Origin of the sequence: Adhaeribacter rhizoryzae (assembly GCF_008629685.1) — a bacterium.
Classification (GTDB): domain Bacteria; phylum Bacteroidota; class Bacteroidia; order Cytophagales; family Hymenobacteraceae; genus Adhaeribacter; species Adhaeribacter rhizoryzae.
In genome coordinates this window covers 194,231-219,909 of sequence record NZ_VWSF01000004.1, presented here as the reverse complement: position 1 = coordinate 219,909, position 25,679 = coordinate 194,231, and the positions used below count along the sequence as shown (strand labels likewise).

The 25,679-nt window shown below is 43.9% G+C and carries 19 protein-coding genes; 11 read left to right on the top strand and 8 right to left on the bottom strand.

Annotation, left to right across the window (positions count from 1 at the left end):
- Positions 1–25 precede the first annotated feature (25 nt).
- From pta to F0145_RS07820, 3 genes are all read right to left on the bottom strand, one after another.
- Positions 26–2,116 carry a phosphate acetyltransferase gene (gene pta, locus F0145_RS07830; RefSeq protein ID WP_150087757.1) on the bottom strand — a complete coding sequence of 697 codons (2,091 nt, stop codon included), beginning with the start codon at positions 2,114–2,116 and terminating at the stop codon, positions 26–28.
- Positions 2,117–2,319: 203 nt separating this feature from the next.
- Positions 2,320–2,973, bottom strand: a complete 654-nt coding sequence (locus F0145_RS07825; RefSeq protein WP_150087756.1) for a hypothetical protein — start codon at positions 2,971–2,973, stop codon at positions 2,320–2,322.
- 355 nt (positions 2,974–3,328) lie between these two features.
- Positions 3,329–4,915, bottom strand: a complete 1,587-nt coding sequence (locus tag F0145_RS07820) for an FG-GAP repeat domain-containing protein (protein WP_150087755.1) — start codon at positions 4,913–4,915, stop codon at positions 3,329–3,331.
- A 66-nt stretch (positions 4,916–4,981) separates the two neighbouring features.
- On the opposite strand from F0145_RS07820, the gene F0145_RS07815 reads away from it, so the two are divergent.
- The 3 genes from F0145_RS07815 (at position 4,982) to F0145_RS07805 (ending at position 9,278) form a co-directional block, all read left to right on the top strand.
- Positions 4,982–5,566, top strand: coding sequence for a hypothetical protein (locus F0145_RS07815; RefSeq protein ID WP_150087754.1), 585 nt, complete (start codon positions 4,982–4,984; stop codon positions 5,564–5,566).
- 267 nt (positions 5,567–5,833) lie between these two features.
- Entirely contained in the window at positions 5,834–6,973 is a 1,140-nt protein-coding gene (locus tag F0145_RS07810; RefSeq protein ID WP_150087753.1) for a putative sensor domain DACNV-containing protein, read from the top strand.
- Between the two features lie 538 nt (positions 6,974–7,511).
- Entirely contained in the window at positions 7,512–9,278 is a 1,767-nt protein-coding gene (locus tag F0145_RS07805; RefSeq protein WP_150087752.1) for an SLC13 family permease, read from the top strand.
- Positions 9,279–9,286: 8 nt separating this feature from the next.
- Here F0145_RS07805 and F0145_RS07800 read toward each other — a convergent pair whose 3' ends face one another.
- Positions 9,287–9,796, bottom strand: coding sequence for a DUF421 domain-containing protein (locus F0145_RS07800; RefSeq protein WP_150087751.1), 510 nt, complete (start codon positions 9,794–9,796; stop codon positions 9,287–9,289).
- Between the two features lie 185 nt (positions 9,797–9,981).
- Between F0145_RS07800 and F0145_RS07795 the strand changes: the two genes are divergently transcribed.
- Entirely contained in the window at positions 9,982–11,196 is a 1,215-nt protein-coding gene (locus tag F0145_RS07795) for a DUF2254 domain-containing protein (protein WP_150087750.1), read from the top strand.
- A 193-nt stretch (positions 11,197–11,389) separates the two neighbouring features.
- Positions 11,390–12,232: a potassium channel family protein gene (locus tag F0145_RS07790; RefSeq protein WP_150087749.1), complete on the top strand. Its 843-nt coding sequence runs from the start codon at positions 11,390–11,392 to the stop codon at positions 12,230–12,232.
- Between the two features lie 9 nt (positions 12,233–12,241).
- On the opposite strand, the gene F0145_RS07785 is transcribed toward F0145_RS07790, so the two are convergent.
- Entirely contained in the window at positions 12,242–12,481 is a 240-nt protein-coding gene (locus F0145_RS07785; RefSeq protein WP_150087748.1) for a copper chaperone, read from the bottom strand.
- 718 nt (positions 12,482–13,199) lie between these two features.
- On the opposite strand from F0145_RS07785, the gene F0145_RS07780 reads away from it, so the two are divergent.
- From F0145_RS07780 to F0145_RS07770, 3 genes are all read left to right on the top strand, one after another.
- Entirely contained in the window at positions 13,200–14,216 is a 1,017-nt protein-coding gene (locus F0145_RS07780) for a hypothetical protein (RefSeq protein ID WP_223815887.1), read from the top strand.
- A 154-nt stretch (positions 14,217–14,370) separates the two neighbouring features.
- Positions 14,371–16,035, top strand: a complete 1,665-nt coding sequence (locus tag F0145_RS07775; protein ID WP_150087747.1) for a BCCT family transporter — start codon at positions 14,371–14,373, stop codon at positions 16,033–16,035.
- Entirely contained in the window at positions 16,032–16,910 is an 879-nt protein-coding gene (locus F0145_RS07770) for a universal stress protein (RefSeq protein ID WP_150087746.1), read from the top strand. The genes F0145_RS07775 and F0145_RS07770 overlap by 4 nt, the downstream gene beginning before the upstream one ends.
- Positions 16,911–16,973: 63 nt before the next feature.
- On the opposite strand, the gene F0145_RS07765 is transcribed toward F0145_RS07770, so the two are convergent.
- The 3 genes from F0145_RS07765 to F0145_RS07755 all read right to left on the bottom strand — a co-directional run bounded on the left by F0145_RS07765 (position 16,974) and on the right by F0145_RS07755 (position 20,378).
- Positions 16,974–17,585 carry a MarC family protein gene (locus F0145_RS07765; RefSeq protein ID WP_150087745.1) on the bottom strand — a complete coding sequence of 204 codons (612 nt, stop codon included), beginning with the start codon at positions 17,583–17,585 and terminating at the stop codon, positions 16,974–16,976.
- Positions 17,586–17,706: 121 nt separating this feature from the next.
- Positions 17,707–18,387: a site-2 protease family protein gene (locus F0145_RS07760; protein WP_150087744.1), complete on the bottom strand. Its 681-nt coding sequence runs from the start codon at positions 18,385–18,387 to the stop codon at positions 17,707–17,709.
- Positions 18,388–18,686: 299 nt separating this feature from the next.
- Positions 18,687–20,378 carry a potassium channel family protein gene (locus F0145_RS07755; RefSeq protein WP_150087743.1) on the bottom strand — a complete coding sequence of 564 codons (1,692 nt, stop codon included), beginning with the start codon at positions 20,376–20,378 and terminating at the stop codon, positions 18,687–18,689.
- A 601-nt stretch (positions 20,379–20,979) separates the two neighbouring features.
- Between F0145_RS07755 and F0145_RS07750 the strand changes: the two genes are divergently transcribed.
- The 3 genes from F0145_RS07750 to F0145_RS07740 all read left to right on the top strand — a co-directional run bounded on the left by F0145_RS07750 (position 20,980) and on the right by F0145_RS07740 (position 25,582).
- Positions 20,980–21,924 (top strand): manganese catalase family protein, encoded by a 945-nt coding sequence (locus F0145_RS07750; RefSeq protein WP_150087742.1) that lies wholly within the window; start codon positions 20,980–20,982, stop codon positions 21,922–21,924.
- Positions 21,925–22,128: 204 nt separating this feature from the next.
- On the top strand, positions 22,129–24,552 hold the full coding sequence (locus tag F0145_RS07745; protein ID WP_150087741.1) for a TonB-dependent receptor: 2,424 nt from the start codon (positions 22,129–22,131) through the stop codon (positions 24,550–24,552).
- Between the two features lie 4 nt (positions 24,553–24,556).
- Positions 24,557–25,582 carry a DUF4249 domain-containing protein gene (locus tag F0145_RS07740; RefSeq protein ID WP_150087740.1) on the top strand — a complete coding sequence of 342 codons (1,026 nt, stop codon included), beginning with the start codon at positions 24,557–24,559 and terminating at the stop codon, positions 25,580–25,582.
- Positions 25,583–25,679 lie beyond the last annotated feature (97 nt).

Genomic DNA, 25,679 nt, shown 5'->3' with positions numbered 1-25,679 from the left:
AATGCTGCTTTCGAACTCAGGAAAATTAATCCTGACTTTGAATAGCCGTAATAATAACGGTATTAAAAATATCGTCTACGGTGCAGCCCCGGCTTAAATCGTTTACGGGTTTGTTCAGGCCTTGCAGCATGGGGCCAATAGCGAGAGCGCCGGTTTCGCGCTGCACGGCTTTGTAGGTGTTGTTACCGGTATTCAGATCCGGAAATATTAAAACACTGGCCTGGCCGGCCACCTGGGACTGAGGCATTTTTTGCCGGCCTACCACCGGGTCAACGGCGGCATCGTACTGAATCGGGCCTTCAACTAATAAATCGGGCCGCTTTTGTTTTACGATTTCGGTGGCACGGCGTACTTTTTCTACTTCTTCGCCTTCGCCGGAAGTACCAGAAGAGTACGACAACATAGCAACCCGAGGGGTAATGCCAAAGCGCTGGCTGCTTTCGGCCGAAGAAATAGCAATTTCGGCTAGTTGCTCGGCGGTAGGGTTGGGGTTAACCGCACAATCGCCAAACACCGAAACCCGATCGGGCAGGCACATAAAAAATACCGAAGAAACAATAGATACGCCCGGTTTGGTTTTAACAAATTGCAGGGCTGGCCGGATGGTATGCTGGGTAGTATGTACGGCCCCCGAAACCATGCCGTCGGCGTGGCCTTTGTACACCATCATGGTGCCAAAATAAGAAACATCCGTCATGAGGTCGTAGGCCATTTCGAGTTCTACATTTTTGTTTTTCCGGAGCTCGTAAAAGGTATGCACATAATCTTCGTAATATGCTGAATGCGCCGGATCTATTATGCGCATGCGGCTTATATCCAAATTTAAGCCCAGCCGTTTAACTGCGGCAGCTATCTGGGCCGGATCACCCAGAATAGTTAAATCCACAATATCCTGATTAATTAACCGGGCAGCAGCTTTCAGAATGCGGTCGTCGTTGCCTTCGGGCAGCACAATGTGTTTCCGGCGGCTTTTGGCCCATTTTACCAGTTGGTACTGAAACATGTGGGGCGTTATGCCTTCTGATTTATAGGTAATTATTTTTTCGTCCAGGGCTTTTATATCGACAAACCGCTCAAAAGTATTAATGGCTAATTCTATTTTTTTGGTATTATCGGCGGTAATCCGCGATTTAATAGCGCCAATCTGGGTAGTGGTGTGGAAGGTGCCGGATTCTACCGCAATAATAGGTACTACGCTTTCCAAACCTTCTATCAGGCGCAAAATGGGTTCTTCGGGTTCTACGCCCGCCGTGAGTACAATGCCCGCAATTTTAGGGTAGTTCACCGAAATATTGGCCACCAGCGCACATACAATAATATCGCCGCGGTCGCCGGGGGTTACAATCAATAAATTATCTTTTAAATAATTCAGGAAGTTGGGTACCTGCATGGCCCCGGTTACAAAATTATCGACCTGGTTGGTAAGCTGTTGTTCCCCAAAAAGCAATTTCCCGCCTAAGCTTTCGTAAATTTCTTTCATGGTGGGGTTCAGCAAATTTTTATCTTCGGGTATTACGGCCAAAATAATTTCCGGCGGTAACTGCACCGATAAAAGCTGGTGCACATCATCGGCCTGGTCGGGCTTAACTTTATTCGCTACAATAGCCAGTACTTGTACTTCGCGGGTTTCAAAATTGCGCAGCACGGTTAACGCATCGTGAATTACCTGGGCGGTGGTTTTGTTTTCGCCGGATACTACAATTATTACCGGCGCACCTAAATTTTTGGCAATGGTTACGTTGGCATCAAACTCAAAGGCAAGGCCCTGGCCCAGAAAATCGCTGCCTTCTATTATGGTAAAATCGTAATTTTCTTCGTGTTGTTTGTATTTTGTTATAACCGTATCAATAATTTCGCCCTGGTTACCGGTTTCGATAAAGCGCATTACTTCCTGGCCGGTAAAAGCAAAAGTATCTTCGTAGGCGATTGGCAGATTAAAATAACTCAGAATGGTATCAATGTGCACATCGCGTTTCTGGTGCGGATTAAAATTAATAATGGGCTTAAAATAACCTACTTTCTGGGCTTTGCCCAACAGCATATTAACCAAACCCAAGGCTACAATAGATTTACCACTATAGGGCTCGGCTGTGGCAATAAAAATGTTTTTGGTCATAGAAACACTCGTTTTGGCGCGAAATTAATCCGGCGCATGCCGCCACCAGATGATGAAGCTCATCGGGCGAAATGATTTAACCCTATTAAACTGCGCCTGCGGCTTCAGGGTTATATTTAGCAGGCTAAAGGCAATATTTTAAAAACAACAGAGCCTGCTACTTTGGGGTAACAGGCTCTGCGGAACTTAGTTGGATTTATTTATTATTGGCAGCGATTATTGTAGTTCTCGATTACTGCCCCAATATTGTTAAACTTCTTGAGCTCAGGCTTATCTTTGGCGTAGCTCATAAATTCGGCGCAGTCGCCAAACAAAGCGGCAAACTCATCTTCGTACTTTCTCTTTCTAAGAATAAAAGGTTTGCTTCCCTGTTTATAAACCACATAGCTCGATTCGTTCTCTTTTAACTTAAAGCCGGCAACGTTCGTGGAGCTTTCCGATCCCGTAGGGTTGTCGAATATTTTAATGCGGCTACCATTCATGAGGCGTTCGGCAAAAACCTTTTTGCCGGCTTTGGTAGGGTGCTCAATGCTTTCGTAGTGTAAATAATTTTTATCTACAGAGGTTAAATCGTTGTAGTCGCGGAGCAGTTTGGGCCTTTTCTGGCCGTAAGCTACTACATCGTTGGCCGTGTACTTGGTTTTAGCGCCTTTTGCGTCTTTAAACATAATGGTGGTAACGTAATTATTTACCACGCGGGCAGCCACCTGGCCTTTCAGGGTGTCCTGAGCCGCTGTAACCACATAACCATCAACGGATAAAACAATAGGCTCGGTAGCATTTACCATTTGGGCGGTAGCCGGAAGAGAAAAGGCGGCAAAAGCAGCTGCCACGAAGGCAATTTTTAAATTTTTCATAGTTTTCAAAAAGGTGTTTAGATAATTAGGGTTGCGGAAATATTAATTGCTGGGCTGCAAAATTTCCGGGAAGCCGGAATATTTGAACAGCACAGATTAATTCAAAAATACCAGTTATGTTACTGAAAATCAATACTTAAAAATAAGTATTCTGGCAAATACATAAGCCTTTTGGTACACAAGCAAAACCTAGACGTATTTCAGGTTTCACCCTAAAATAATTACCAAAGCAGATGTTTCAGATCTAACTTGCCAATATTTCAAAGCACTATTTATAAGCAAATAAGTTTACGTTAATAGTCAGACCCGCAGCATTAGGTGAAGGTTGCAAGCCTGCTAGAACTAAAGCAAAATATTACCGGCTTTTATTTTCCAGAATAACGGCAACCGGGCCTTGGGTGGCCCATTCCTGGTTTTGTGCTTCGGAAGCCAGTTTGGTTTTTAACACAAAAGAACCTAAAATTAAATCCAAATCACCATCACCATCTAAATCGCCTTTATCTAAAGTAAGCCAGCGGCCGCGGTTGCTGCCTTTAAAAGTGAAAGCCTTAAATTTTAAATTGCCTTCGTTTTGGAGGTATACAAAACCCTCGGCAAGATTTTCCTGGAAGCGGGCATAAAAAGCAATGGCGGCAATATCCAGATCACCATCATTGTCGAAATCGGCGGCGGTGGCTTTGTAGGAGCCATTCTGGGGGAAAAAATAAGCTTCCGAAAATTGGTTCTGCCCATTGTTCAGGTAAATTCTAATGCCGTGGTAGCGCTTGGGAATAGGAGCAAAATCGGCATTATCGCCGGCGGTATACAAAATATCTAAATAGCCATCGTGGTTAAAATCAACCAATTCAAAATAACTGGAACCCATAGCCGGCGAGAACCGCAACACTTGTTCTTCGCGAAAGCGGCCCTGGCCTTCATTATAATAAATAAATATTCCTTCGTTGCCTTGCGCCATTAAAGCAATAATATCAGGTTGGCGATCGCCGTTTAAGTCCTGCACATACGCGCGCGTTGCTCCCGGCGAATTTTTTAACAGGTGCTTCTGGTAATTTTTAGTTGGGGTATTTTCGTACCAGCTTAGGCTACCGGTTTGGTTGCCAAACTCACATACTAATATATCTTCGCGGTTGTCTTGATTTAAATCGGCGAATTGCGCCTGCACCGGTCGCTGCAGACCTTTTAATATTTGCCGCGATTTCTTATTTTTTTCAGCATAAAAAGTTAAGCTACCAGTAGGGGCATCCGACGGGAAAAAGCTTCCCATGTTTAAAATATATTGACCTTCGGGCCGTAACAGCATATTGGATGCAGCCTGGTTTAGGGGTAAGGTTTTTAATATTTCACCTTGTTTATTTAGCGTTAGTAAAGTATTGGACTGCGCTAAACCCAGGTAAACCTGGTGGTTAACAGAATCTATTTTAACCAGGGTAGTACTGGCAGGGCGATAAGGCAGGGCAGGGTAGTGGGGCCGGAATAAGGTTAAGGTGGGCAATATTGCTGGTTTATGGGCCGGAGGAAGGGGCTTTGCCGGAGCCATTGTTAAATAATAGTCGGTAATTTTCTGAAAATCATTATTGCTTATGGTAGGTTCTTCGGGGAAAATATTGGCTTGTAAAACCAGTTCGCCTGCAAATCCGCTTTCCATAAATTCACTCCGGATACCAATTGCTTTTAATGAATTGCGGTGATACAGCCCCATGCGGTAACCCATGGTGGGCAATACATACCGTTCCCAACTTTCTTTATCCAGCAAATCAGGTTCCGGAAACGCGTGGCAGCTTTGGCACCGCTGTTTAGCTAACCGGCGGCCTGCCTGCAAGTTCTTAGCCGAAACATTTTCTGAAAGCGTAAAGCCATTGTTAATACCGGTTTGGCCCGGACCACCACAAGCCGCTAATATTACCCCAACAAAAAGAATATTTAATTTTTTAGAGAACAACATGCCGCTAAACTTACGCCAACCCAAAACTACTACTTCAGAAATAAATAATATTTTATTATTACGTTAATGAAATTATTCTTACATTTTCTGGATAAAATCATAACTCCACCAAAAATGAAAATGAATCCGAACAATCAATTCTGGAACCTGCGGTATTATACCGGCCTTTGCCTAACGGCTTTATTGCTTATGTTTATACTTACCTCGGCCCGTTTTGCCAAAAACAATTTTGCCGGAGAATGGACTATGAGTAAAGAGAAAAGTAAACTGAGCGAAGGACAAATGCGCATTATTTTTAATCAGCTAAAAGTAACGCAAAGTGCCACTGATATAACAATTTCCCGCACCGGACAAACCCCTGATGGACAAGATTTTACGATAGATGAAAAAATTACCCTGGACGGAAAAGAAACCGAAAACAAGTTTTTTGATGGTATGGTTAAAAAGAAATCGACTGCCAAATGGTCTGCGGATGAAAAATCGCTTACAATTAATTCAGCCATAACATTTAACCGCGATGGCAACGAAACCACCATGAATTCTACGGAAGTATGGGATACCGCCAAAGGCCCCGGAGAGCTGACCATTAATTATGCTACCACTACGCCAAACGGCGAAGTAAATGATACTTACGTGTACACCAAAAAGTAGCAGCGTAAATCTTTATTGCAGAATGCCTTCAGGTTAGATATCTGAAGGCATTTTCTTTGTGGGGTTAGTCTTAGTTAGGAATTAGGTTTAATGAAAATATTAGCAACATTATGTTAAGCAGAAAATATTAAATTTATAACAGATAAAGGTACCTGGCTGCCGCCCCAAACAGCCGACGAAAGGTTTAGGTTTTTCTTTGATTTACCCATAATATTAAACTTTAATTTGGGCAGGTAGTTTACAGATGCCCTTAGTTAAAGAATTAAGATGAATAAAATTACGTACCAGGCAGCCCGTGAAGTAGCAATAGCCATTGAAAAGAATTTTGCGCAGCACCATATAGAGGCCCGGAATATTGGGCACACGCAATTGGCGCCCGAAATTCCGGCTCCTATTATTCAGGCCATTATTGATATTACCTTTTGGGCAAGTTTACGGCGCGAAGAAGGACATGCACCGAAAATTTCGCTGGCTTATTTAGCGCCCGAAATGTCTGGTCAGCCCATGTTATTTGAAAAAAGACTGCGCCTGACACCAGAAATTCTGACCAAATTAGCGCCGGCCGTAGAGCGGCCCGGCATTCATTTGGGCATTTGGGCCGATGGTAAAGAATTATATATATGGGGTACTACCCGCCAAATTCCGGGCTTGTGTTTTGTGCTGGAAGTAGTAGAACCGGGTTTATTGGTGGTTAAACACCGCCACCTGGATGGTTTCGGTAAATTTGCCAACATAGCGGTATTAAAAGGCGAGCAAATAAAAATAGTGGATGAACGCAGCGGAAAACTACCGGATTGTCCGGCACTGCTTACCTCGCTACTTGGTTTCCCAACAACTTCTGCCTGGAATCAATCTACCAACGTACTTATTCAGCTTGCCATTTCGATGCGGGCCCATGGACGGGGAGGCTCGTTGCTGGTGGTACCAACTGGTTCTTCGGACTGGCAAAATTCTATTATCCGGCCCATGCCTTACGGTATTGCACCCGCGTATTTAGGCATTTCGGAATTAATGCAACAAAACGCAGCAGAAAAAAGCCAGGCACAATGGCAAGCTACTTTACGCCACGCCATTGAAGGCGTAGCGGGTTTAACCGCCGTAGACGGTGCCACCATTATTAGTGACCAGTACGAGTTACTGGCTTTTGGCGCCAAAATTGGCCGCCCCGAAGGCATGAATCCGGTAAATGAAATAATTGTAACGGAACCAGTACTGGGTATTCAGCCCAAAGTTATTCATCCGGCTACGAATGGCGGTACCCGGCACTTATCTGCGGCGCAGTTTGTACACGACCAGCGCGACGCTTTAGCGCTGGTTGCGTCTCAGGATGGTCGCTTTACCATCTTTGCTTGGTCGGCTTGTGAAGGCATGGTTCATGCGCATCGCGTAGATACTTTGCTGTTGTAATTTTTAATGGCTTTACAAAAACCTTTTGGATTTACTTAAACTCAATTTTCAATTTTAGTAATTCAAAGTACGGCAGGGGAGCAGATCAGAGTAGAGTAGGAGGATTCAACGCTGGCAGGAGCAGCAGCACCAAGTAGGGGCGCAACAGCGCCGGAGCCGGAGTATGAGTCAGTAGGGAAGTAAAGGACCATGTATAATTTTTATTCTCTCCTACCTTGGGTACCCGGATTAGGAAACAAGGGGCTTTCAATTGTAACTATATGCTTCAGCAACTTTACAAAAGGGAGAAAAGTACCTGGCAAACTTCTTAAAAATTCATAAATGGCGCTACTAGAAACAGGTGTTTGCTGAAAACTATAGGATTGGCTTCTCCAAAGAAAAGCGGGAGCTTAGAAGCTAGAAGAAGAATTGAATAAGTTTAGTATTAAACAGGTTAAAGTTTCGTATGGATGATTTCACCTGAATAGTGCCTCGGCCCCTAAACTGACACCTTTCCCTGGCTTTGGGTAATTAACTAATTTCGGCATGACTTAAATTTATGGAACTATACCTTACCTTGGCTATCATTAGAATTGGTATTTTTTTATTCGCTAAGGAATATTTTTCCATCGATACTACCTCCATTCTGATCATGTCCCTCTTCATAGTAACAGGTATTTTGGAGCCGGAGGAAGGCTTTTCCGGGTTTAATCATCCGGCTACCCTGACGCTGGGGTGTATATTTGTGGTGAGCGCAGGCATCCTGAAAACCGGCCTGGTTGAAGGGATGAGTGCCCAAATTATCAGGATAGCCAAAATTCATTTCCTGTTGGCCTTAGTTTGCTTTTGCTTGTTGTCTGCATTGTTTTCTGCCTTTATCAATGATTCGGCGGTAGTAGCTTTGATGCTCCCGATGGCCCTAGCGGTGTGCCGGGAAACCGGCATCAGCCCTGCTAAATTACTCCTTCCCATTTCCTTTTCAGCCCTATTAGGCGGCACCTGCACCCTGATTGGCACCTCAACCAACATTCTGGTGAGCAGTTATGCCGAAAAGAGCGGGTTGCTCCCTTTTGGTATGTTCGAATTCTCCCTACCCGCTTTATGCTTACTGGCCATTGGTTTGCTGTATTTGTTTTTAGCTGGTCCATTCATTTTACCCGATCGGGAGAATATTAATGAAGGTCCTTTTATCCGGGTAGCAGAAAAGTATATCGCCGAAGTTAAGCTGGAGGCGGGCAGCCCCGATGTGAACAAAAGCATCAGCAGTTCCAGACTGATTAAGATTTTCCAGGTGCAGGTGCTGGCCATCACCAGGGCCCACCAGCAAATATTTGAGATTAACGGCGATACCATCCTGAAGCAAGGGGACCGGCTAAAGATTCAAATCAGCCCTTCGGAGCTCCTCCGCTTGCAGCAAAGCCAGGGTTACAAGCTAATCGGTCACCGACCAAAGCATTATGTAGAAACTGAAAACAGGCAAATTTATGAAGTAATCATTCCTTTCGGTTCTGAACTGAGCGGCACCTCCCTGCGCCAGTTAAATTTCCGCCATGTTTATCATGCTTCCGTTTTAGCTATCCGCCACCGCCATGAAATTATCCTGCAGCATCTCTCAGATGTTATCCTAAAGGATGGTGACATGCTGTTGCTTTATGCGGCAAAAAAAGAGCTTTTCAATCTCACTTCGCGGAAAATGCTTGTTTCCCATTCCAAATACAAAACCCGGAAAATAGATTACAAAAGAGCTATCCCGGCCTTGCTCATAGCCATTGGCGTGGTGACGACAGCGGCGCTGGGGATTACCTCCATCCTTATCAGCGGGATGATGGGAAGCTTGCTGCTGGTTACTACATCCATTCTTAAACCCAAAGAAGCTTACCAGGCGATTGAGTGGAAAGTAATATTTATGATGGCGGGCGTACTGTCGATGGGAAAGGCCTTGGAGAAAACCGGCGGGTCCGCATTAATATCCGAATATCTTTCGCTTAACTTGGAAGGCCTCGACCCACGGGTTACGCTTAGCCTGATATTTCTAGTTTCATTTCTTTCCACTAATATTCTTTCCAGTAAGGCCACCGCGGCCCTGATGAGCCCTATAGTCATCAGCTTGGCCGAAGCCTTAGGGATAAGCGAGCGGCCCTTGCTGGTCGGGGTCATGTTTGCCTGTTCCTTAACCTTTATGACCCCGATGAGCTATCCTACCAACACGATGGTGTATTCCCCAGGCAATTACCGGTTCCGGGATTATCTCCAATTCGGAACGCCGCTGAACGTGCTTATCTGGATAGCCGCTTCTTTTATCATCCCGAGATTTTTTCCCTTTTAAGCAAACGTTTATTCTTTTTTAACATTATCGAGCGTAGAATAGGAGGTTTGGGAAGCAGTTTTGATGATACTGAATTGCCCATTCGTTTCTAAAACAATAGCCTCAATTTGTTCCAAGGATAGAATACCCTGGTTGCGGGCAGCTTGTAATAACTCTTCTTTTTTTACCCGTTCTTCTTGCATGGCTTTACTTTTAAACTCTCCTTGGTAGAACATTAGTCGTGGCTCCGACTTAATCACCTTGTTAAAAAGAGGAAAGCGCACATATATCCAGGATATTATAAACTGCAACAGAATCAAGGTTCCTAAACCAATTAAGCCTTCTACCAGTGGCGTATCTTTCGATAATAAGGCAGTAGCTAAGGTTGAACCTAAGGCAACGGTAACCACAAAGTCGAAAGCATTCATTTGGGTTAAGGTACGTTTGCCGGAGAGCCGGAGCATAATTATTAATCCTACATAGGTGAGAGCGCCAGTCACCAGAATATGGAGAATTTGTGTCCAGTTGTCTAAAAACATTATTTCCTTTTTTAAATTTTAAAACAAACCAGTTAGGCTTAGTTTTGAATCAGTTGAGATTATTGATAAACTTCTAACAGAAACCCTCCGTAATATCTTTATGCTCCTGGCCGAAAATCAAAAACCTTAATTTGGCCTATTTAATTTAAACTCACCTAGCAAAAGCGTGCAAATGCTACCTGCAAATGAACGGCAACACCATGAAATGGTTGAAAAAGCAGTATTATAAGTTCATCTCCAGTATTGCATTTTTACCAGCGTTAACGGCCTTATTGTTTCTTTTTCTTTCCTGGCTACTTTTAGAATTTGATTATTCCGAAACAGGTAAAAGCCTTAAGACGCAATGGCAATGGCTTCGGTTAAAGGATGCCAGTACTGCCAGAAGCATTATTTCTACCATTGCGGCCGGTATTATTTCACTAACCGTTTTTAGCTTTTCAATGGTGATGATTGTCCTCAATCAGGCAGCATCCCAATTAAGTAACCGGGTATTGGATAAATTGATTGGCAACCGGTTTCAACAAGTAGTGTTAGGATTTTATATTGGCACCATTGTCTATGCCCTATTTTTGCTCAGTACCATTCGGGATATTGATGCCGGAGTGTACGTACCGGCCATAAGCACTTACCTGCTAATTTTTTTCACCGTATGGGACATTTTCCTTTTTATTTATTTTCTTCATTATATTACCCAATCGGTAAAATACGAAACCATTATTCAGCGGATTTACCGACAGACAGAAGAGGCGCTGGCAACAAGCTGCATGAATAAAACCCAGACAGCTGCTATTATTCCAGTCGGAGAAGGCATTGCGATTAAAGCAGCAGCCTCCGGCATCTACCAGGGGTTTGACCAGAATAACCTGTTGGAATTATGTCAGCAGCATGATTTACAGCTTACCTTTATCTATCCTTCCACCACTTTTGTATTAAAGGGAACCCCCTTACTGCTGGCCGTTAACCAACAGACGATGTCCAAAAAACTGGAAGGACAGATACAGCAAACCATTAACCTGGACAATACAGAAACCATATTAACAAACTATTTCTATGGTTTCCGGCAACTTATGGAAGTAGCCGTAAAAGCCTTAAGTCCGGGCATTAACGACCCCGGCACAGCGGTTATTAGCTTACATGCCTTAGCCGATTTATTGGCCTACCGGGCCCAGCATTTCCCAGAAGTTCTGGTCAAAGATGAGGCCGGTGGAGTACGCATTACTGTAAAGGAAAAAACCTTTGATGAAATTTTCTCGGAATGTATTTTGCCCATCTGGGATTACGGTAAGGAAGACCGGGTTATGCGGCATGCTATGGTACAGGTATTAAGTCAGCTACAGGCGTTTAGTGATAGTACCGTACTGCAACAGCTATTAAGAACAATTCAAACAAGTTTAATCTAGCTCTTAATCCTAGGTTTTAATATCACAAAGTCAGAGGCAAATTTAAGTGCAACGGGTTCACGTATTTAACTTTTCTGGCTTTGAGTCTTCCAAAAGCCAAAGTAAAATATGGAACAAGTATAATTCTCAAAGCAATACTTTTAATCCCATTTCAATATTTGTCATTTCAGCCACTCGGCATAGCTAGGTATTTATGAAGAAGGAGCACATCGAGCATTCGCAAGAAAAAGAAAGTTTAAATAACGAACGGAATAAGCTGCTTTACCACTTACAGGATCTACTCGATGGCCCTATGGTGGTACTGGGATTTATTTGGTTGGCATTACTTATTATTGACTTAATTAAAGGCTTAAACCCTTTTCTTCAAGCTTTTAGCACGCTTATATGGGTGCTTTTTATTCTTGATTTTGGGCTTCAATTTATGCTGGCGCCGGCAAAGTTAGCTTTTATGAAATCGAACGTTTTAACCGTTATTTCCTTGTTGGTGCCGGCTTTCCGGATTTTCCGGTTAGCCCGCGCTTTCCGACTGATTCGTAGCTTAAGAGCCGTTCGGGGACTACGGTTGGTAAGGGTGGTTGGCTCGCTAAACCGGGGACTCAATAGTTTAGGTACCAGCATGAGCCGACGCGGATTTGGCTACGTAATGTCCTCCTCCCTTTTAGTTACTTTATTGGGTTCGGTGGGCATGTATGTTTTTGAAAATGAAGTTCCATCCGGTTTTAAAAGTTATGGGGAGGCATTTTGGTGGACGCTCATGCTGTTGTCATCGCTTGGAAGCGAATACTGGCCCCAAACACCCGAAGGGAGAATATTATGTTTTCTGCTTGCCTTATATGGGCTGGCGGTATTTGGGTATTTTACCGCTACACTGGCTACCTACTTTATGGGCCGTGATGCAGAAAATGAAAAAGCTGAGTTAGCCGGAGCAAAACAAATAGCAGAATTGCAACAAGAAGTAGCCGCTTTACGCGATGAAATAAAAGCCTTATTAGTGCAAAAAACTAGTGATAAGTCCAATAATCATCCTGCAGAATAAATTTAATTATTACAGACCTTCCCCTGCTGTGCCTAATACCCGTAAAACCTCAGCTTTAAAACCGGCTTGTGCCACGGCATTTTCTACTTGTTGCGGGTTCAGATTTTCGCCCGATACGCTTAAGATATTTTCTTCGCTTTCGGCATCAATCTTCCATTGACTAATATTTTCCTGCTTATCCAAAAAAGAAGTAACTTCTGCTATTGCTTCCGGGCTTTTAACATTGGTTTTGAATTTTAATATTTTCATAAAATGTTCTTTTTTCTGATATGGTTAAGGGTAGCTTCGGTAAAATGATAATTATGGCAACGGAAAGGTTTATCCGTTATTAGTGTGTTTTACGAACCCATAAGGAGGTTAGTTAATAATGGAAACGCTAATTTTAAGTACATAAAGAAAAAGTAACAATATAGCATAGGCACCTGCTCCGAGCAAAAAGGATCAGTAACGGCTTTCCCGTACTTGCGGCAACTCTTCTTTCAGCACGTTTAAGATACCCCCCAATAAAAGCCATTGCCAGCATGACTATCGTCTCCGAAGGTTCAATAGGGCAGATGGATACGTATTCTCCCATAAAATTTAAGTTGTACTTTTTAGCCCGTTATTTTAGCAGTAAGCGTTACTGACTTATTTTTAGAAGAAAACAATTCTTTTGCTCTTAATGATAAGTGTCTGGATTGCTGGACTCCAGTTGCCTTTCTCCAGGTAATCTTCTACGTATAGTTCATTTATGATAACTATCAATACGGCAATATTGAATGTGATTTCAACAAAAAGTCAGGGTGTTGCCAAATAATTTTAAATCGCTCTATTTCGTCTTGTTAAATCACCCACTCTCTGTTATCTAATTAGGTGCTTCATCTATATGTAGAAATATGTAGAAAGCACTAAATCCCTTTCTAAGCAACGTTTATGTTTCAAAACCGTCCTAATTAAAGGAATCTCTTAGATACCTTAAAGGCCTTCTATGATGCAAAGACTACTCTTACTTTTAATTTCCTGCTTTCTTTGCACCATAAGCCAGGCTCAGTCTCCAGAAGAGAAACCCGCGGAAAAACCATACCTGAAACTGGGTGGTGCTTTGCGTTTCAACTATAATCTTTCAACCTGGAAGAGAGACCAGTTGGAGCGTGGAGGGGATTTCGGTTTTGATTTGTTCCGGATTAACGCCGAAGCCGAGTATAGAGGCATTAAGCTGAATGCCGAATTTCGCCACTACTCACAAGCCTTTGGGGGTGCTTTTCTAAAGCAAGGCTGGTTCCAGTACGATTTTTCAGAGCAATCTCAGATTCAGGTTGGCCTGCAACAGATGCCATTTGGCATTCAGCAATATAATTCCAACAATTGGTTTTTTAACATGACCTACTATGTTGGATTTGAAGATGACCACGACATGGGCATAAAGTATATTCACAACGCTCGGCGCTGGCAATGGCAGGCAGCCTACTATAAAAGTGCAGAGGAATTCGTGTTTGGTCTGGCTGAGCCTAGCCCTAATCGTTATTCTTACGATGTAACCGGACGAAACAAGGAAAATAATCAGCTAGATTTTAAACTATTGCGCCGCCTGGGCGATAGTCTGGCCCATGAAATAGGCGTTTCTGTTCAGGGGGGATTACTGTATAACATCGACACCGAAAAGAACGGCAACCGCTACGCTGGGGCAGTACACTATGAGCACAAAGTGGGCCACAGCCCCTGGAACATTAAGTTGCAGGCTATGTTTTATCGTTTTAACCCGGAGTACCCAGCCGGTGTAGCCCATAACACTTTAGAAATGGGCGCCTACGGTTCTAACTATAACGTTGCCAATAACGGCGAGATTTATACGGCTGGCATTTCCTACCACATTCCGGTTGAAACCCGTCTTCTCCAGGCAGTTGATATTTATAACAACTACGGCTATTACAACAAGCGGGAAGATGGTTTTGAAAATGCCCACCAGAATGTATTAGGAGCACTCTTTACGGCTGGCCCGATGTAAATTTATACCGATGCGGCTTTTGGTTACAACCACCCTTGGTTGGGTCCTGAATGGACGAATGCCTTTACTACGGGCACCATTGGCAATACCAAATGGCACCTGCGCTTTAACATTAATACGGGATACTATTTCTGAGCGGATAACAACAGACTACATGAGCAAAGTAAAAAGTGACATAAAAAAATCGATGGGGCTGGATGTAAACGGCCCCGTATTCTGGTCATCCATCGTTTTTCTGGTAATCAGCATAGCACTGGTGCTAGTTTTTCAAGAAAGTGCAGAAACATTTTTCAGCGAGGCACAGGCGGCCGTAACCTCAACCATGGGATGGCTCTTCATCCTGAGTGTTAATATTTTTGTTGCTTTCTGCCTTTTTCTGGCTTTTAGCCGCTTTGGTAAAATCAGGTTGGGGGGCAAAGATGCCAAACCTGAGTTTACCACTTCTGCCTGGTTTGCCATGTTATTCAGCGCCGGTATGGGGATAGGTTTACTGTTTTGGAGTATTGCCGAGCCCATTAACCACTTCCAGACGCCTCCTCTCGGGGAGCCCGGTACACCAGCGGCTGCCCGGCAAGCTATGAACTTTACCTTTCTGCATTGGGGCTTACATGCCTGGGCCATTTACGCGTTGGTTGCCCTGGCCCTGGCCTTTTTTACCTATAACCGGCAACTACCGCTTACCGTACGCTCTGCTTTCTATCCTTTCCTGGGCGAACGCATCCACGGCGTGGTAGGGCATGTAATTGACATTCTGGCGGTAATTGCCACGTTATTTGGCCTGGCCACTTCGCTGGGGTTGGGAGTGCAACAGGTAGCAGCCGGTATGAACCACGTTTTTCCGTCCATTGTGAATAATTTAACTACTCAAATAATACTTATAGCCGTTATTACCGGTATTGCTACTATTTCAGTGGTAACCGGGGTAGATAAAGGGGTGCGCATCTTAAGTGAGTGGAACATCCGAATTGCTTTATTTATACTGGTAGCCGTGATAGTGCTGGGCCCAACCGTTTTTATACTTGGCTCTTACGTGCAGAACTCCGGGTCTTACATCGGTAACTTTATGCAACTCTCGTTCTGGAACGAAGCTTATTCCACCAACAATTGGCAAGGCAGCTGGACCGTTTTTTACTGGGCTTGGTGGATTTCCTGGGCGCCGTTTGTTGGAATATTTATAGCCCGGGTTTCCAAAGGGCGCACTATTAAGGAATTTATACTGGGCGTGCTCATAGCGCCTTCGCTTCTCTCCTTTTTGTGGATGACAGCTTTTGGCAGCACTGCCCTGCACGAGACCTTAGCCGGCAATACCACCATTGCCGAGGCGGTAGCAGCAGATATCTCTACCGCCTTGTTTATATTCTTTGAGCAACTGCCTTTTTCAACTGTACTTTCAGTAATAGGTGTAATTCTGATAAGTGGCTTTTTTGTTACCTCCGCCGATTCTGGTTCGCTGGTAGTGGTAAGCCTTACGTCCGGTGGTAATCCTAACCCTTCTGTAGGTATCCGTATTTTCTGGGCCTTGGCTGGCGGTGCGGTGGCTGCGGTATTGTTATTAGGAGGGGGCTTGCAGGCGCTGCAAACGGCCGTTATCATTACCGGCCTACCCTTTGCCACCATACTTTTGCTTATGTGCTACAGCCTCTATCGGGGTTTAAATGAAGAGGCCGAAGAAGAGGCCAAGCTTGGGCAAGCCCAGCAACGCAAAGCTTACCAACAACTAGTAGCCGAAATGCTGGTTAAACGGGCGCAAAAGCAAGATGCAAAAATAGCTGAAAGTAAAAATAATAATCCAACTCCTCCTAAACCTGATACGCTATGATTACGATAGATGCCCTGATGGTCTGCCTGGACCTGAGCGATATTGATGAGAAATTGGTAGCCTTTACCCGCTCTATCTGCGAGCGCCTGGACGTGCGTAAAGTATACTTTGTACACAATATTAAATTATACGAATTAGGCGATGATTTCCGGGAGTTGATTGGTGAGGTAGATTTAGCTAAGGAGGTAGAAGATAATATTACCGACATTGTAGCCGAGCAGTTTGGCAACACTACCGCTTACGAAATACTGGTGAGTGAAGAGCCAAACACCGAAGTTCTCCTGGCCGATTTGGTGAAACGCTATAAAATAAAGCTAACGCTGTTGGGTAAAAAAATGAGCGATAAAAGCACCGGCGCCCAGGGTACAAAACTACTGCGGATACTTCCCTGTAGTGTACTAGTTTTTCCCGAAACGGCCAGCTTCAATATAAAAAAAGTGCTGGTGCCTATAGATTTTTCGGCGGCATCGGTACATGCCCTACAACTCAGCCAAAACTTGTCGGGCCAACTGGGGCTGCAACTAGAAATTATGCACGTTTACCGCATTCCATCCCAGTTCTTCCCGCTAATATCAGAAGAAAAGGCCGTGCGAAAAGCCGAGGAACTAGTAAAAGGAAAGTTTGCGGAGCTGCAGAAGCGGCACCAGGAAATAGCGCATGTACCTTATACCTTGGTACGGGCTGCGAATAAAAGTATAGCCGAACGCATCGTCCTGCACTTAAAAAAAGGACACCAGGATTTATTAGTGCTCGGCCTGAAAGGCAACAACCCGCTGCCTTCACTGAGCCTGGGCAGCGTGCCTACGGAAATGTATAACACCGATATAAATGTGCCGCTTTGGATGGTATATTCCGAAACGGTAATAAAGCGCTAAAGGAAAAAGGATAAATTGATAAGCTTATCAGGTTCGGCTTAGATAGTATGCAGTAGCCATTTTTTACTTAAGTCCGGCCGCCAAAAGGTGTCTGATACCGGTCACTATCATGTCTATGCCGATAGCGCCCAGGAAAAAACCGTTGATGCGGAGCAGCAGCTCCATATTTTTATCGAAGGCCAATTGCACCCTTTTTGAGTGCATTCGGTGCCTCATCTGTTTCAGGCCCATGATAATGAAAAAGTTTAGCAGCACGATAATGACCAGCGATAATATTCCCTGCCACAAAATCAATTGTTCCGACATCAGCACCGTAAGCGAAATGGTACCAGCACCAACCATAAACGGCAAAGCTATTTCCGAGGCCAAATCGTGAAGATCTCTTTTTATCTGGATGAAGGCTTTCTTGCCTTGCACGATAAATATGTAGGCAAAGGAAAACAATACTATTCCACCAAATATCCGGAAGGACTCAAAATTAATGCGGAACACTTTCTGGAATACTAAGTCGCCAAAGAGCAGAAATACCAAATATATAGAAAAGGATATGCTGCTGGCCTTTATAAAAACGGACCGAAAATCCGTATCGGACAGGTTGTTCATCACGGGCTTCAGGTACAAGAAGAGCGCAAAAGGGTTTAGCATCACCAGAAAACTCACTATGGCTGTAATCATAAAATTAGTAGTGGTTTTGTGTGCTTCTAACTACGCAGAAATAAAAGGCTAGATTTGTATAATGGTATTTAAACTGTTCCGAGGGGGCAACAAATATATTAACGCTTTATAAATACGTAGTTTACAAGGGGACTATCGGGTAATTGCAAATTTCCACCTCCTTACCATTTTTAATTTCAAGAAGGCGGCTGGGGCGATTACTTTGCGCTAGTTCGTGCGCCTTGGCCAGTACTTCTGCCTCCTTATCAGAAGACTCCAGGATGGTTTTACTATTATCCAGCACCTGCCATTTTGCCTTTTTCTCATCCAAGTGAATGCGGTAAATATTTTCAGTTATCTGGGGCTTGTTCCGGATCAAGTCCAGTATAACTTTCCCGTCGCTGTAGCTACCATCAGGGTATGGCATCGGCAAAAGCGCAAAGAAAATGTAATACATTGAGAAGTAAGTAAACTGATACGTTAACATACCAGATTCCACCGATTTAACTTGCACCAGGTACATCACAGCAATGGCTGCTAACGCATTAAACAGCACCCCACCCGAGAAAATCAGGATATTGGACAAACGCTTATTATGCTTCAGGTTATCAAACGAACAGAATCCATACCAAAAATAATATTCTCGTACTTCCAGTATCCACCAGTGAAACAATTTATTTCCAGTTCCAACTATCACTGTAATGTTTTTGCCACCCATCAGCCAGGCAAAAAAAACATGCCCTGCTTCGTGAACAAAAGAGATGATGGGGAGTACGAGGAAGAAGGCCAGAAAAAACTTTGGCAGATCATTTATACCAAACATAATTATACTTATACGGAGGCGATGAATGGAGTTATGAGCTGTTGTACTCTTCTTGTTATATAATTAATCATTGGCTTACCAACGATCAATGCGCCAATCCCTTATTATGAATGCTAAACTGTTGCTGCTTGGCCGTGAGGTTAATCTAGCGGGTAGGGGTAAGTGCTAACTAACAAGGTATATGTGCCTTGTAATTATAAATTTGGGATTATCTTAAAATTAGCACCCCTTTAATTATAATTATTTGGTTAGCGGCCTCCATTATAACTCCTTTGTTTTTTCCTTTTAAATAATACGGCTCAATTTGTGCCATATAAGCTAAAAAATTTATTCTCCGCTTCTACGGTTCCAATCAGGATAATCTCAGCTTGAACAGGAAGCATTGTATTGGGTTCCGGATTAATTTGCAACTCCTCTCCATTTCGAATGGCAATAAGAGTACAACCTGTTTCCTTTCTGATAGATGATTGGGCAATGGTTTTACCGGCTAAGGGTTGCGGTACCTTAACCTTGAGTAAATCCAAACCTTCGGCTACCATCATGACGTCGCTGCGCTTGAGCAAGTTAAAAATGGTGTTGGCTCCCATAGCGGCGTAAGACATTACAAAATCAGCCCCGGCCCGGTGCATAGTAGCCAGATTTCGCTCCAAGGTTGAGCGGGTGATTATTTGAATATCAGGTCTTAATTTTCTACAGTAAATAGTCAGGTAAACATTCATGTCATCATCATGAGTGGTAATGATGACGCAGGGAGAATCTTCAATACCGGCTTGCTTTAAAATTTCCAACTCCGCCGCATCTCCCAATATATAATTGGCATTCTCTTGTACCCTTTCCGGTGCTTTCTCCACCAAACGCCAATCCAGGTCGCGGGCCTCCAAGGCCTTACTGGTAGCCCGACCTACTCGTCCACCTCCGATGATGATAACCGGATGGTTCATCTTCTTTTCAATTTTATAGGTTTGGTTATATTTTTCCATCTGGACATCAGAACCGGCTAGCACCAGTACCGTGGTTTGAGTAATGCGCGTGTCTGGTTGGGCAGTTCTAAACTTACCCCGCTCCCAAAAGCCTATTACACTTACTCCTACCTGTTCCCGCAGCTTTGTTTCCTGCAACGTGCAGCCAACCAGGGGCGTACCCGCTACGGCGGCTTCTGCTATGTACAACTCCCCGTACTTGCCTATCACATGCGAGCAAGCATCGCCGCCACTGGCTCTGCGGGCCAGAAAAAGGCCCATAATTTCCCCCAGCCTTAAAACATGATTACTACCAGCTAAACTTAATATATCTTCCGAAGCCTCGAAACTACAGATAGCAATGATAGGCACCTCGTGACTTACCCCTCGTACGGTAAAGGCTACGTTGGTATTCATTACGTCTGTGGAAGTGGTAGCTACCAATGCGGCCTTTTCCACCTGGACCCGGCTGTATGTTATAGGGTCATCCAAGTCTCCCAGCATCACGTTCACACCTAACTCGTGCAAACGAAGACCTTCAACTAAATCCGGTACTAATACGACGTACGGGTATTTAAACTGATTGAGTTTCTTAATCAGCGCTTCTGTAACTGGTCCATAGCGGGTCAGTACCACGTGGCCATTCGTTTCAGCAGGAAGTTCCCGGGGAACCCGGGCGTGCTCCTGTGCCTTCATCCAGGGAGAATAGAAAAAGTTGATGAACGTAAAGGGGAACAAAATTAGCAGGAACACCATACCAGATAATAGCACCACAATGGAGAAGAAGCGGCCGGCATCGCTGTGAAAGGTAATATCCCCAAAACCCAGGGTAGACATAACTGTGAGAGTCCAGTAAAAACCGGTGATCCAAGAATAGGTTTTACCTTCCCGGAGCATGAGTAGGTGAAAAAGAAGGGTAAAGATTAAAACCAATATTAACAGCACCACCAAAAATCTAAACAGAAGTCTCAGATTACGACGGTCTGGTTCGCTCCGCAAAAAAAGTAGGAGCTGGGTAGATAGAAACTTCATAGTAAAAATCTTAATATAATAGATGTAGCTGGTTACAAGCATGTACGAGCTTGTTAAGCTTATCCCAACTTAGATTGGATGCAAATTAAAAAAAAGGTTGGTCTGCCTCAAGGCAAATATTTAATCTACATGCCTGGGATGGCTTCATGAGAAAAGATGGTTTGGTCTAAAATATTTTAACAATCCGGTTTTATAATATCAGCGGCTCCAATCTTGTAAGAGAGATACCGAAACCTGGTATTGCTTCGTGCTATGCCGGATAGTCAGCATGTCGGAACGAAGTTCTTCGGCATTATTCTTTTCTTTGCAGATAGATAATTCCTTTTTACAGTTACTTTTAAATTCCTATTATTTATAACTTTTTACTTAAAGTGTAAAGCTATTTCAGAAGTTTACCAGGAGTTTATCTATCTCGAATTATGATAAATAGGATCCATTAAAGGTATAAATTCAATCCCCATCCTGAGTCTTTTTGTGTTGAGCCTATCAATCATAAAGGTAAGCTGAGGAACACTTCCTAGTAACCATACATTAGATTAATCTGAACAAACTTTCCTACTACTCGTTTCTTTGGACAATAAACAACAAAACGAAGGAAGATATGTTTCATCACGTTAAAGAACTACAGTTTAATGCCCGGGTATCAAAACCAGACCCGCGATTCGCTAACCTATTATTAGAGCAGTTTGGGGGAGAAAACGGCGAATTAGCGGCGGCCATGCAATATTTTACCCAAGCCTTTGCGGCCAAACAGCCTTACCCGGATAAGTACGATATGTTAATGGATATTGCCACCGAGGAATTTAGCCACTTGGAAATTGTAGGGGCTACCATCCAGATGTTGTTAAAGGGTGTGAATGGCGAATTAAAAGACGCCGCTGACCAATCTGAAATTATGGAAGTACTGAATGGTAGAGCGGCTAAAGAAAACGTTATCCACCAGGCCTTAGTAAATCCGCAGTTTGGGGTGCTGAGCGCCGGCGGCCCGCGGTTAACTAACAGCCAGGGCATTCCGTGGTGCGCTTCGTACACTCATTCCAATGGCGACCTCACCGTAGATTTGCGGTCGAATATTGCTTCGGAATCGCGGGCCAAACTGGTGTATGAATATTTGATGCAGTTTACAGATGACCCTTATGTAAAAGACACCCTTTCTTTTTTGATGACGCGGGAAGTTGCCCATTACGAAATGTTCGAAGCAGCTTTAGCAACCATCAAGCCCAACTTTCCGCCGGGCGTTTTACAAGCCGATCCGCGTTTTACTAACCAGTACTTTAATTTATCGCAGGGCGAAAGTGCCCGGGGACCGTGGAATGAAGGCGAAATGCCCGTTACCGGCAAAAGCTGGGATTATATAGCTGACCCGATTAGCCATGTAAAAGAAACCGCCGGTCTGCAAAACCAGGATAAAGCAATAGCCAAAGAAATGAAGGCTACTGAAAAAATGAACAAAGAATTGAGTAAAATTAAGAGTGCCGAAATAACCAGTGCGGAACCGGAAGGGGTAGCGCAATGGAGCAACTATAACGGTCAGGATTTAAAATAATTCAGGTAAGTTTTAACAGTACCTCTAAGGTGCTGGTGTATATGAAGGCCCGGGTAAGCAAATTATCCGGGCCTTCATAACTTATGAACCAACTTTATAGCCAGGTGGTCAGGGCAATATTTTTATAAAAGTGATGCTGTGGATTTTAGGTCATTAATACTTAAATTACATCGCTAGCTTTTAAAAAGCAATCCTGTAGCTATAATGCCTGACAGAAGCATTTTTACCAAAAAAATAACAAGTTTTTATGTATGTTGTCCCGGTAATAATTACCGGGCGTGGGTAACACTTGTTTTCTTGCTGGTATTGTTGTGGTTTTTCTGTGTGCCGGTTCTGGCCCAATTTAAAATAACCGGTTCTGTCTCTGATAGCCAAACTAAGAAACCAATTGTTGCGGCTAATATTCTGGTAAAAAATACCAACAAAGGAGCTATCACCGACGATAACGGGGGCTTTATTCTATCATTGCCTGCCGGGAATTATCAGCTTATTTTTTCATCAGTAGGTTACCAACCGCAAACACGCTCCTTAACGGTTAACAACGACACGCACCTGCCTATAGCTTTAGTACAGAATAACGAGCAGATTGAGGAAGTACTCATTAAAGGCAAAGCACCGGACCAGAATATTAAAGCTATTCAGATGAGCAGCATACAGCTGGATATGCTTAATATTAAAAAAATACCGGTAGTTTTAGGTGAAAGCGATATTATTAAAGTGCTCTCTTTACAACCAGGCGTAAGTACCGTGGGTGAAGGTGCCGGGGGCTTTAACGTGCGGGGTGGCCGGGTAGACCAGAATCTGGTTTTGCTGGATGAAATACCTTTATTCAACACCTCGCATTTACTAGGATTTTTTGCCAGCGTAAGCCCCGATGCCATTCAGGATGTTTCATTGTATAAAGGCGGCATACCAGCTCAATACGGGGGGCGGCTATCCTCATTGCTAACCTTAAAAATGCGACCGGGCAACTTCCAGAAAATAAAATTAGCTGGTGGCATTAGTCCCGTAAGTGGGCGGCTGTTACTGGATGGGCCGGTTCTGAAAGACAAACTAGCTTTCTTAGTAGGTGGCCGCGTGGCTTACCCGAATTGGGTTATAAAAGCATTTCCGGGCGATAACAAGAATAACCGGGCCTTCTTTTATGATTTCAATAGCAAAATTAGTTATAAAGTAAACGATAAAAATTTTACGTCTCTTACGCTTTACCGCAGTTTTGATAATTTCAAGTTTCCGGAGGATACGCTGTATTCCTGGCAGTCGAACGCCGCTTCCTGGCAATGGAATAGTAAGCTTTCCGAGCAGCTTTCCTTTTCGGTAAATGCCATTCACAGCAATTATAGTTTTGGTACGGAAGGCTTGAATCCTGCTTACAGCTTTAAACTTATTTCGGACATTCGCCACCAGGAAATAAAAACCGATATAGCGTTCACCCCTGGTATCCGGCATAAAATAAATGCCGGTGTTAGCACCATCGGGTACCGGGTAAATCCCGGAGAGCTGAGTCCAGCCAGCCCGGAATCTAACATTAATCCTTTAAAGATTGAAACTGAATACGGCACAGAGCAGGCCGCTTATTTATCTGGAGAGTGGATTATTTGGCCCGCCGTTTCCCTGCAAATGGGACTCCGGTATTCCTGGTTCAAAAACAAAGGCGCTGGCCAGGTAAATCAATACGAAACCAATGTTCCCCGCAGTACCGAGACGATTTTGGATACGTTGGTTTTTCGGAAAGGGCAGACCATACAAACCTATGCCGGTTGGGAACCACGTTTAGCCTTACGGTTGGGAATAAGCAGTAATACCGCAATTAAACTAAATTATAACCGTACCCGGCAATATTTGCATCTTATATCCAACACCACCGCTATATCACCGGTAGATTTCTGGAAAGTAAGCGATCCGTTTGTCCCGCCGCAACTAGCCGACCAGGCAGGATTAGGTATTTTTCGTAACTTCCAAGACAATACCTGGGAAACGTCGGTGGAAGTATTTTACAAAGATATGCAGCAATTGGTTGAATATAAGAATGGTGCCCGGTTGCTATTAAACCCGAATATAGAAACTGACTTGTTGCCGGGTAAAGGCAAAGCTTATGGCCTGGAATTAAGCGCCCATAAAAATGCGGGGCGACTGACCGGTCAGGTAAGTTATACCTTTTCCCGGTCGTTGGTAGCCGTGCAAACACCATACGCCATAGAGCAGGTAAACAAAGGCAAATATTTCCCATCTACCTACGACCGTCCGCATAACCTGGCTCTTTCGGGGTTGTACTTATTACCGAAAGGCTGGACCTTTGCGGCCAATTTTGTTTATACCAGCGGCCGGCCGGCCACTTACCCCGATGGGAAGTATATTTTAAATGAAGTACCGGTTGTAAATTATTCCCGCCGCAACGCCGATCGTATTCCGGATTACCACCGGCTGGATGTTTCTTTTACCAAAGATACCCGCAAAACCAAGGTGCAGGAAAGGTATAATCTCTGGGTGGTTTCGTTCTATAACCTGTACGCCCGCAAAAACCCTTACTCTGTTTATTTCACCAACGACCGCAGCCTAACCAAAGCTTATCAGTTATCTGTTTTTGGCACCATCATACCATCTCTCACCTGGAACTTTTATTTTTAAGCAGATGCGGCTGAAATACAAAATAATTTCATTTTTGGTGGGCTTTAGTATTATCACGGCCTGTATTGAAGAGGTAAACTTACCTATCCGGAATGAGGAGCCGCAATTGGTAGTGGAAGGCCTGATAACCAATGAAAAACCGCCTTATAGTGTCCGGCTTACCTATACGGGTACTTTTTTAGCTGGCCGGATAGCACCTGCTTCTTTAGCCGTAAGCGGCGCCCTGGTTACAATCACCGACAACACGGGTGCAACTGCTACTTTAAAGCCAGTGCTGCAACAACCCGGCGTTTACCGCACCACCGATACTACTTTTATCGGGCAGGTTGGCCGGTCTTATAGGCTCAAAATTGTAACCCCAGCGGGTAAAACCTACCAGTCAAAACCCGAAATATTGGCACCAGTGCCACCCATTGAAAAGTTAACGGCTGCTTTTAAAGAAATACCGGATTACAGCCAGCCTAGCGGCTACCAGGTAATGGCCGATACGAAAGACCCCGGCGAATCGGAAAATTATTATCGGTGGACAGCCTATGGTTATAGCCGGCGGGAAGCTACCGGCAAACCCCGGGGTGGTTCTATTTGCTGCACCAATTGCTGGATACCAGTTTATAATAATAGCATTAATATTTTTACGGATGCCCAGATAAATGGCAACTGGATTAAAGGCCAAAAGGTATTTTTTGCACCTTACTATGCCCGCGGAAAATTATTTGTAGAGGTGAGTCAATATTCTATATCACGCGACGCTTACCAATTCTGGAAACGGTTTCAGGAACAGCAGAGCCGGGTAGGCAGTATATTTGACCCCTTACCGGCTCCCCTGGAAGGCAATATTGTTAATGCTGAAAACCCTGCTGAATTGGCTTTAGGTTATTTTGGTGCTTCGGCTGTTTCCCGGCAACGGCTCACCATCAGCGGCGATACCCTGGTTCTGTTTCCGGATTATTATAAAGAATTTATCAAACCCGGTGATTGTCGTTTAGCTTATCCGGATGCCAGTATTTACCAGCCGGAAAACTGGCAATAAAAAACAAACCGGGTACTGTTAATTTTGAGTTTAGCTATTAATTCCAAATTATTCTCATTCATCCATGATGAATAACTAAAGCTTACAAAGTACTTAG

What these genes read in the sequence shown, in the direction of transcription:
- pta (WP_150087757.1), bottom strand. Translation starts at nt 2,116, where the DNA reads ATGACCAAAAACATTTTTATTGCCACAGCCGAGCCCTATAGTGGTAAA.
- F0145_RS07825 (WP_150087756.1), bottom strand. Translation starts at nt 2,973, where the DNA reads ATGAAAAATTTAAAAATTGCCTTCGTGGCAGCTGCTTTTGCCGCCTTT.
- F0145_RS07820 (WP_150087755.1), bottom strand. Translation starts at nt 4,915, where the DNA reads ATGTTGTTCTCTAAAAAATTAAATATTCTTTTTGTTGGGGTAATATTA.
- F0145_RS07815 (WP_150087754.1), top strand. Translation starts at nt 4,982, where the DNA reads ATGAAATTATTCTTACATTTTCTGGATAAAATCATAACTCCACCAAAA.
- F0145_RS07810 (WP_150087753.1), top strand. Translation starts at nt 5,834, where the DNA reads ATGAATAAAATTACGTACCAGGCAGCCCGTGAAGTAGCAATAGCCATT.
- F0145_RS07805 (WP_150087752.1), top strand. Translation starts at nt 7,512, where the DNA reads ATGGAACTATACCTTACCTTGGCTATCATTAGAATTGGTATTTTTTTA.
- F0145_RS07800 (WP_150087751.1), bottom strand. Translation starts at nt 9,796, where the DNA reads ATGTTTTTAGACAACTGGACACAAATTCTCCATATTCTGGTGACTGGC.
- F0145_RS07795 (WP_150087750.1), top strand. Translation starts at nt 9,982, where the DNA reads ATGAACGGCAACACCATGAAATGGTTGAAAAAGCAGTATTATAAGTTC.
- F0145_RS07790 (WP_150087749.1), top strand. Translation starts at nt 11,390, where the DNA reads ATGAAGAAGGAGCACATCGAGCATTCGCAAGAAAAAGAAAGTTTAAAT.
- F0145_RS07785 (WP_150087748.1), bottom strand. Translation starts at nt 12,481, where the DNA reads ATGAAAATATTAAAATTCAAAACCAATGTTAAAAGCCCGGAAGCAATA.
- F0145_RS07780 (WP_223815887.1), top strand. Translation starts at nt 13,200, where the DNA reads ATGATGCAAAGACTACTCTTACTTTTAATTTCCTGCTTTCTTTGCACC.
- F0145_RS07775 (WP_150087747.1), top strand. Translation starts at nt 14,371, where the DNA reads ATGAGCAAAGTAAAAAGTGACATAAAAAAATCGATGGGGCTGGATGTA.
- F0145_RS07770 (WP_150087746.1), top strand. Translation starts at nt 16,032, where the DNA reads ATGATTACGATAGATGCCCTGATGGTCTGCCTGGACCTGAGCGATATT.
- F0145_RS07765 (WP_150087745.1), bottom strand. Translation starts at nt 17,585, where the DNA reads ATGATTACAGCCATAGTGAGTTTTCTGGTGATGCTAAACCCTTTTGCG.
- F0145_RS07760 (WP_150087744.1), bottom strand. Translation starts at nt 18,387, where the DNA reads ATGTTTGGTATAAATGATCTGCCAAAGTTTTTTCTGGCCTTCTTCCTC.
- F0145_RS07755 (WP_150087743.1), bottom strand. Translation starts at nt 20,378, where the DNA reads ATGAAGTTTCTATCTACCCAGCTCCTACTTTTTTTGCGGAGCGAACCA.
- F0145_RS07750 (WP_150087742.1), top strand. Translation starts at nt 20,980, where the DNA reads ATGTTTCATCACGTTAAAGAACTACAGTTTAATGCCCGGGTATCAAAA.
- F0145_RS07745 (WP_150087741.1), top strand. Translation starts at nt 22,129, where the DNA reads ATGCCTGACAGAAGCATTTTTACCAAAAAAATAACAAGTTTTTATGTA.
- F0145_RS07740 (WP_150087740.1), top strand. Translation starts at nt 24,557, where the DNA reads ATGCGGCTGAAATACAAAATAATTTCATTTTTGGTGGGCTTTAGTATT.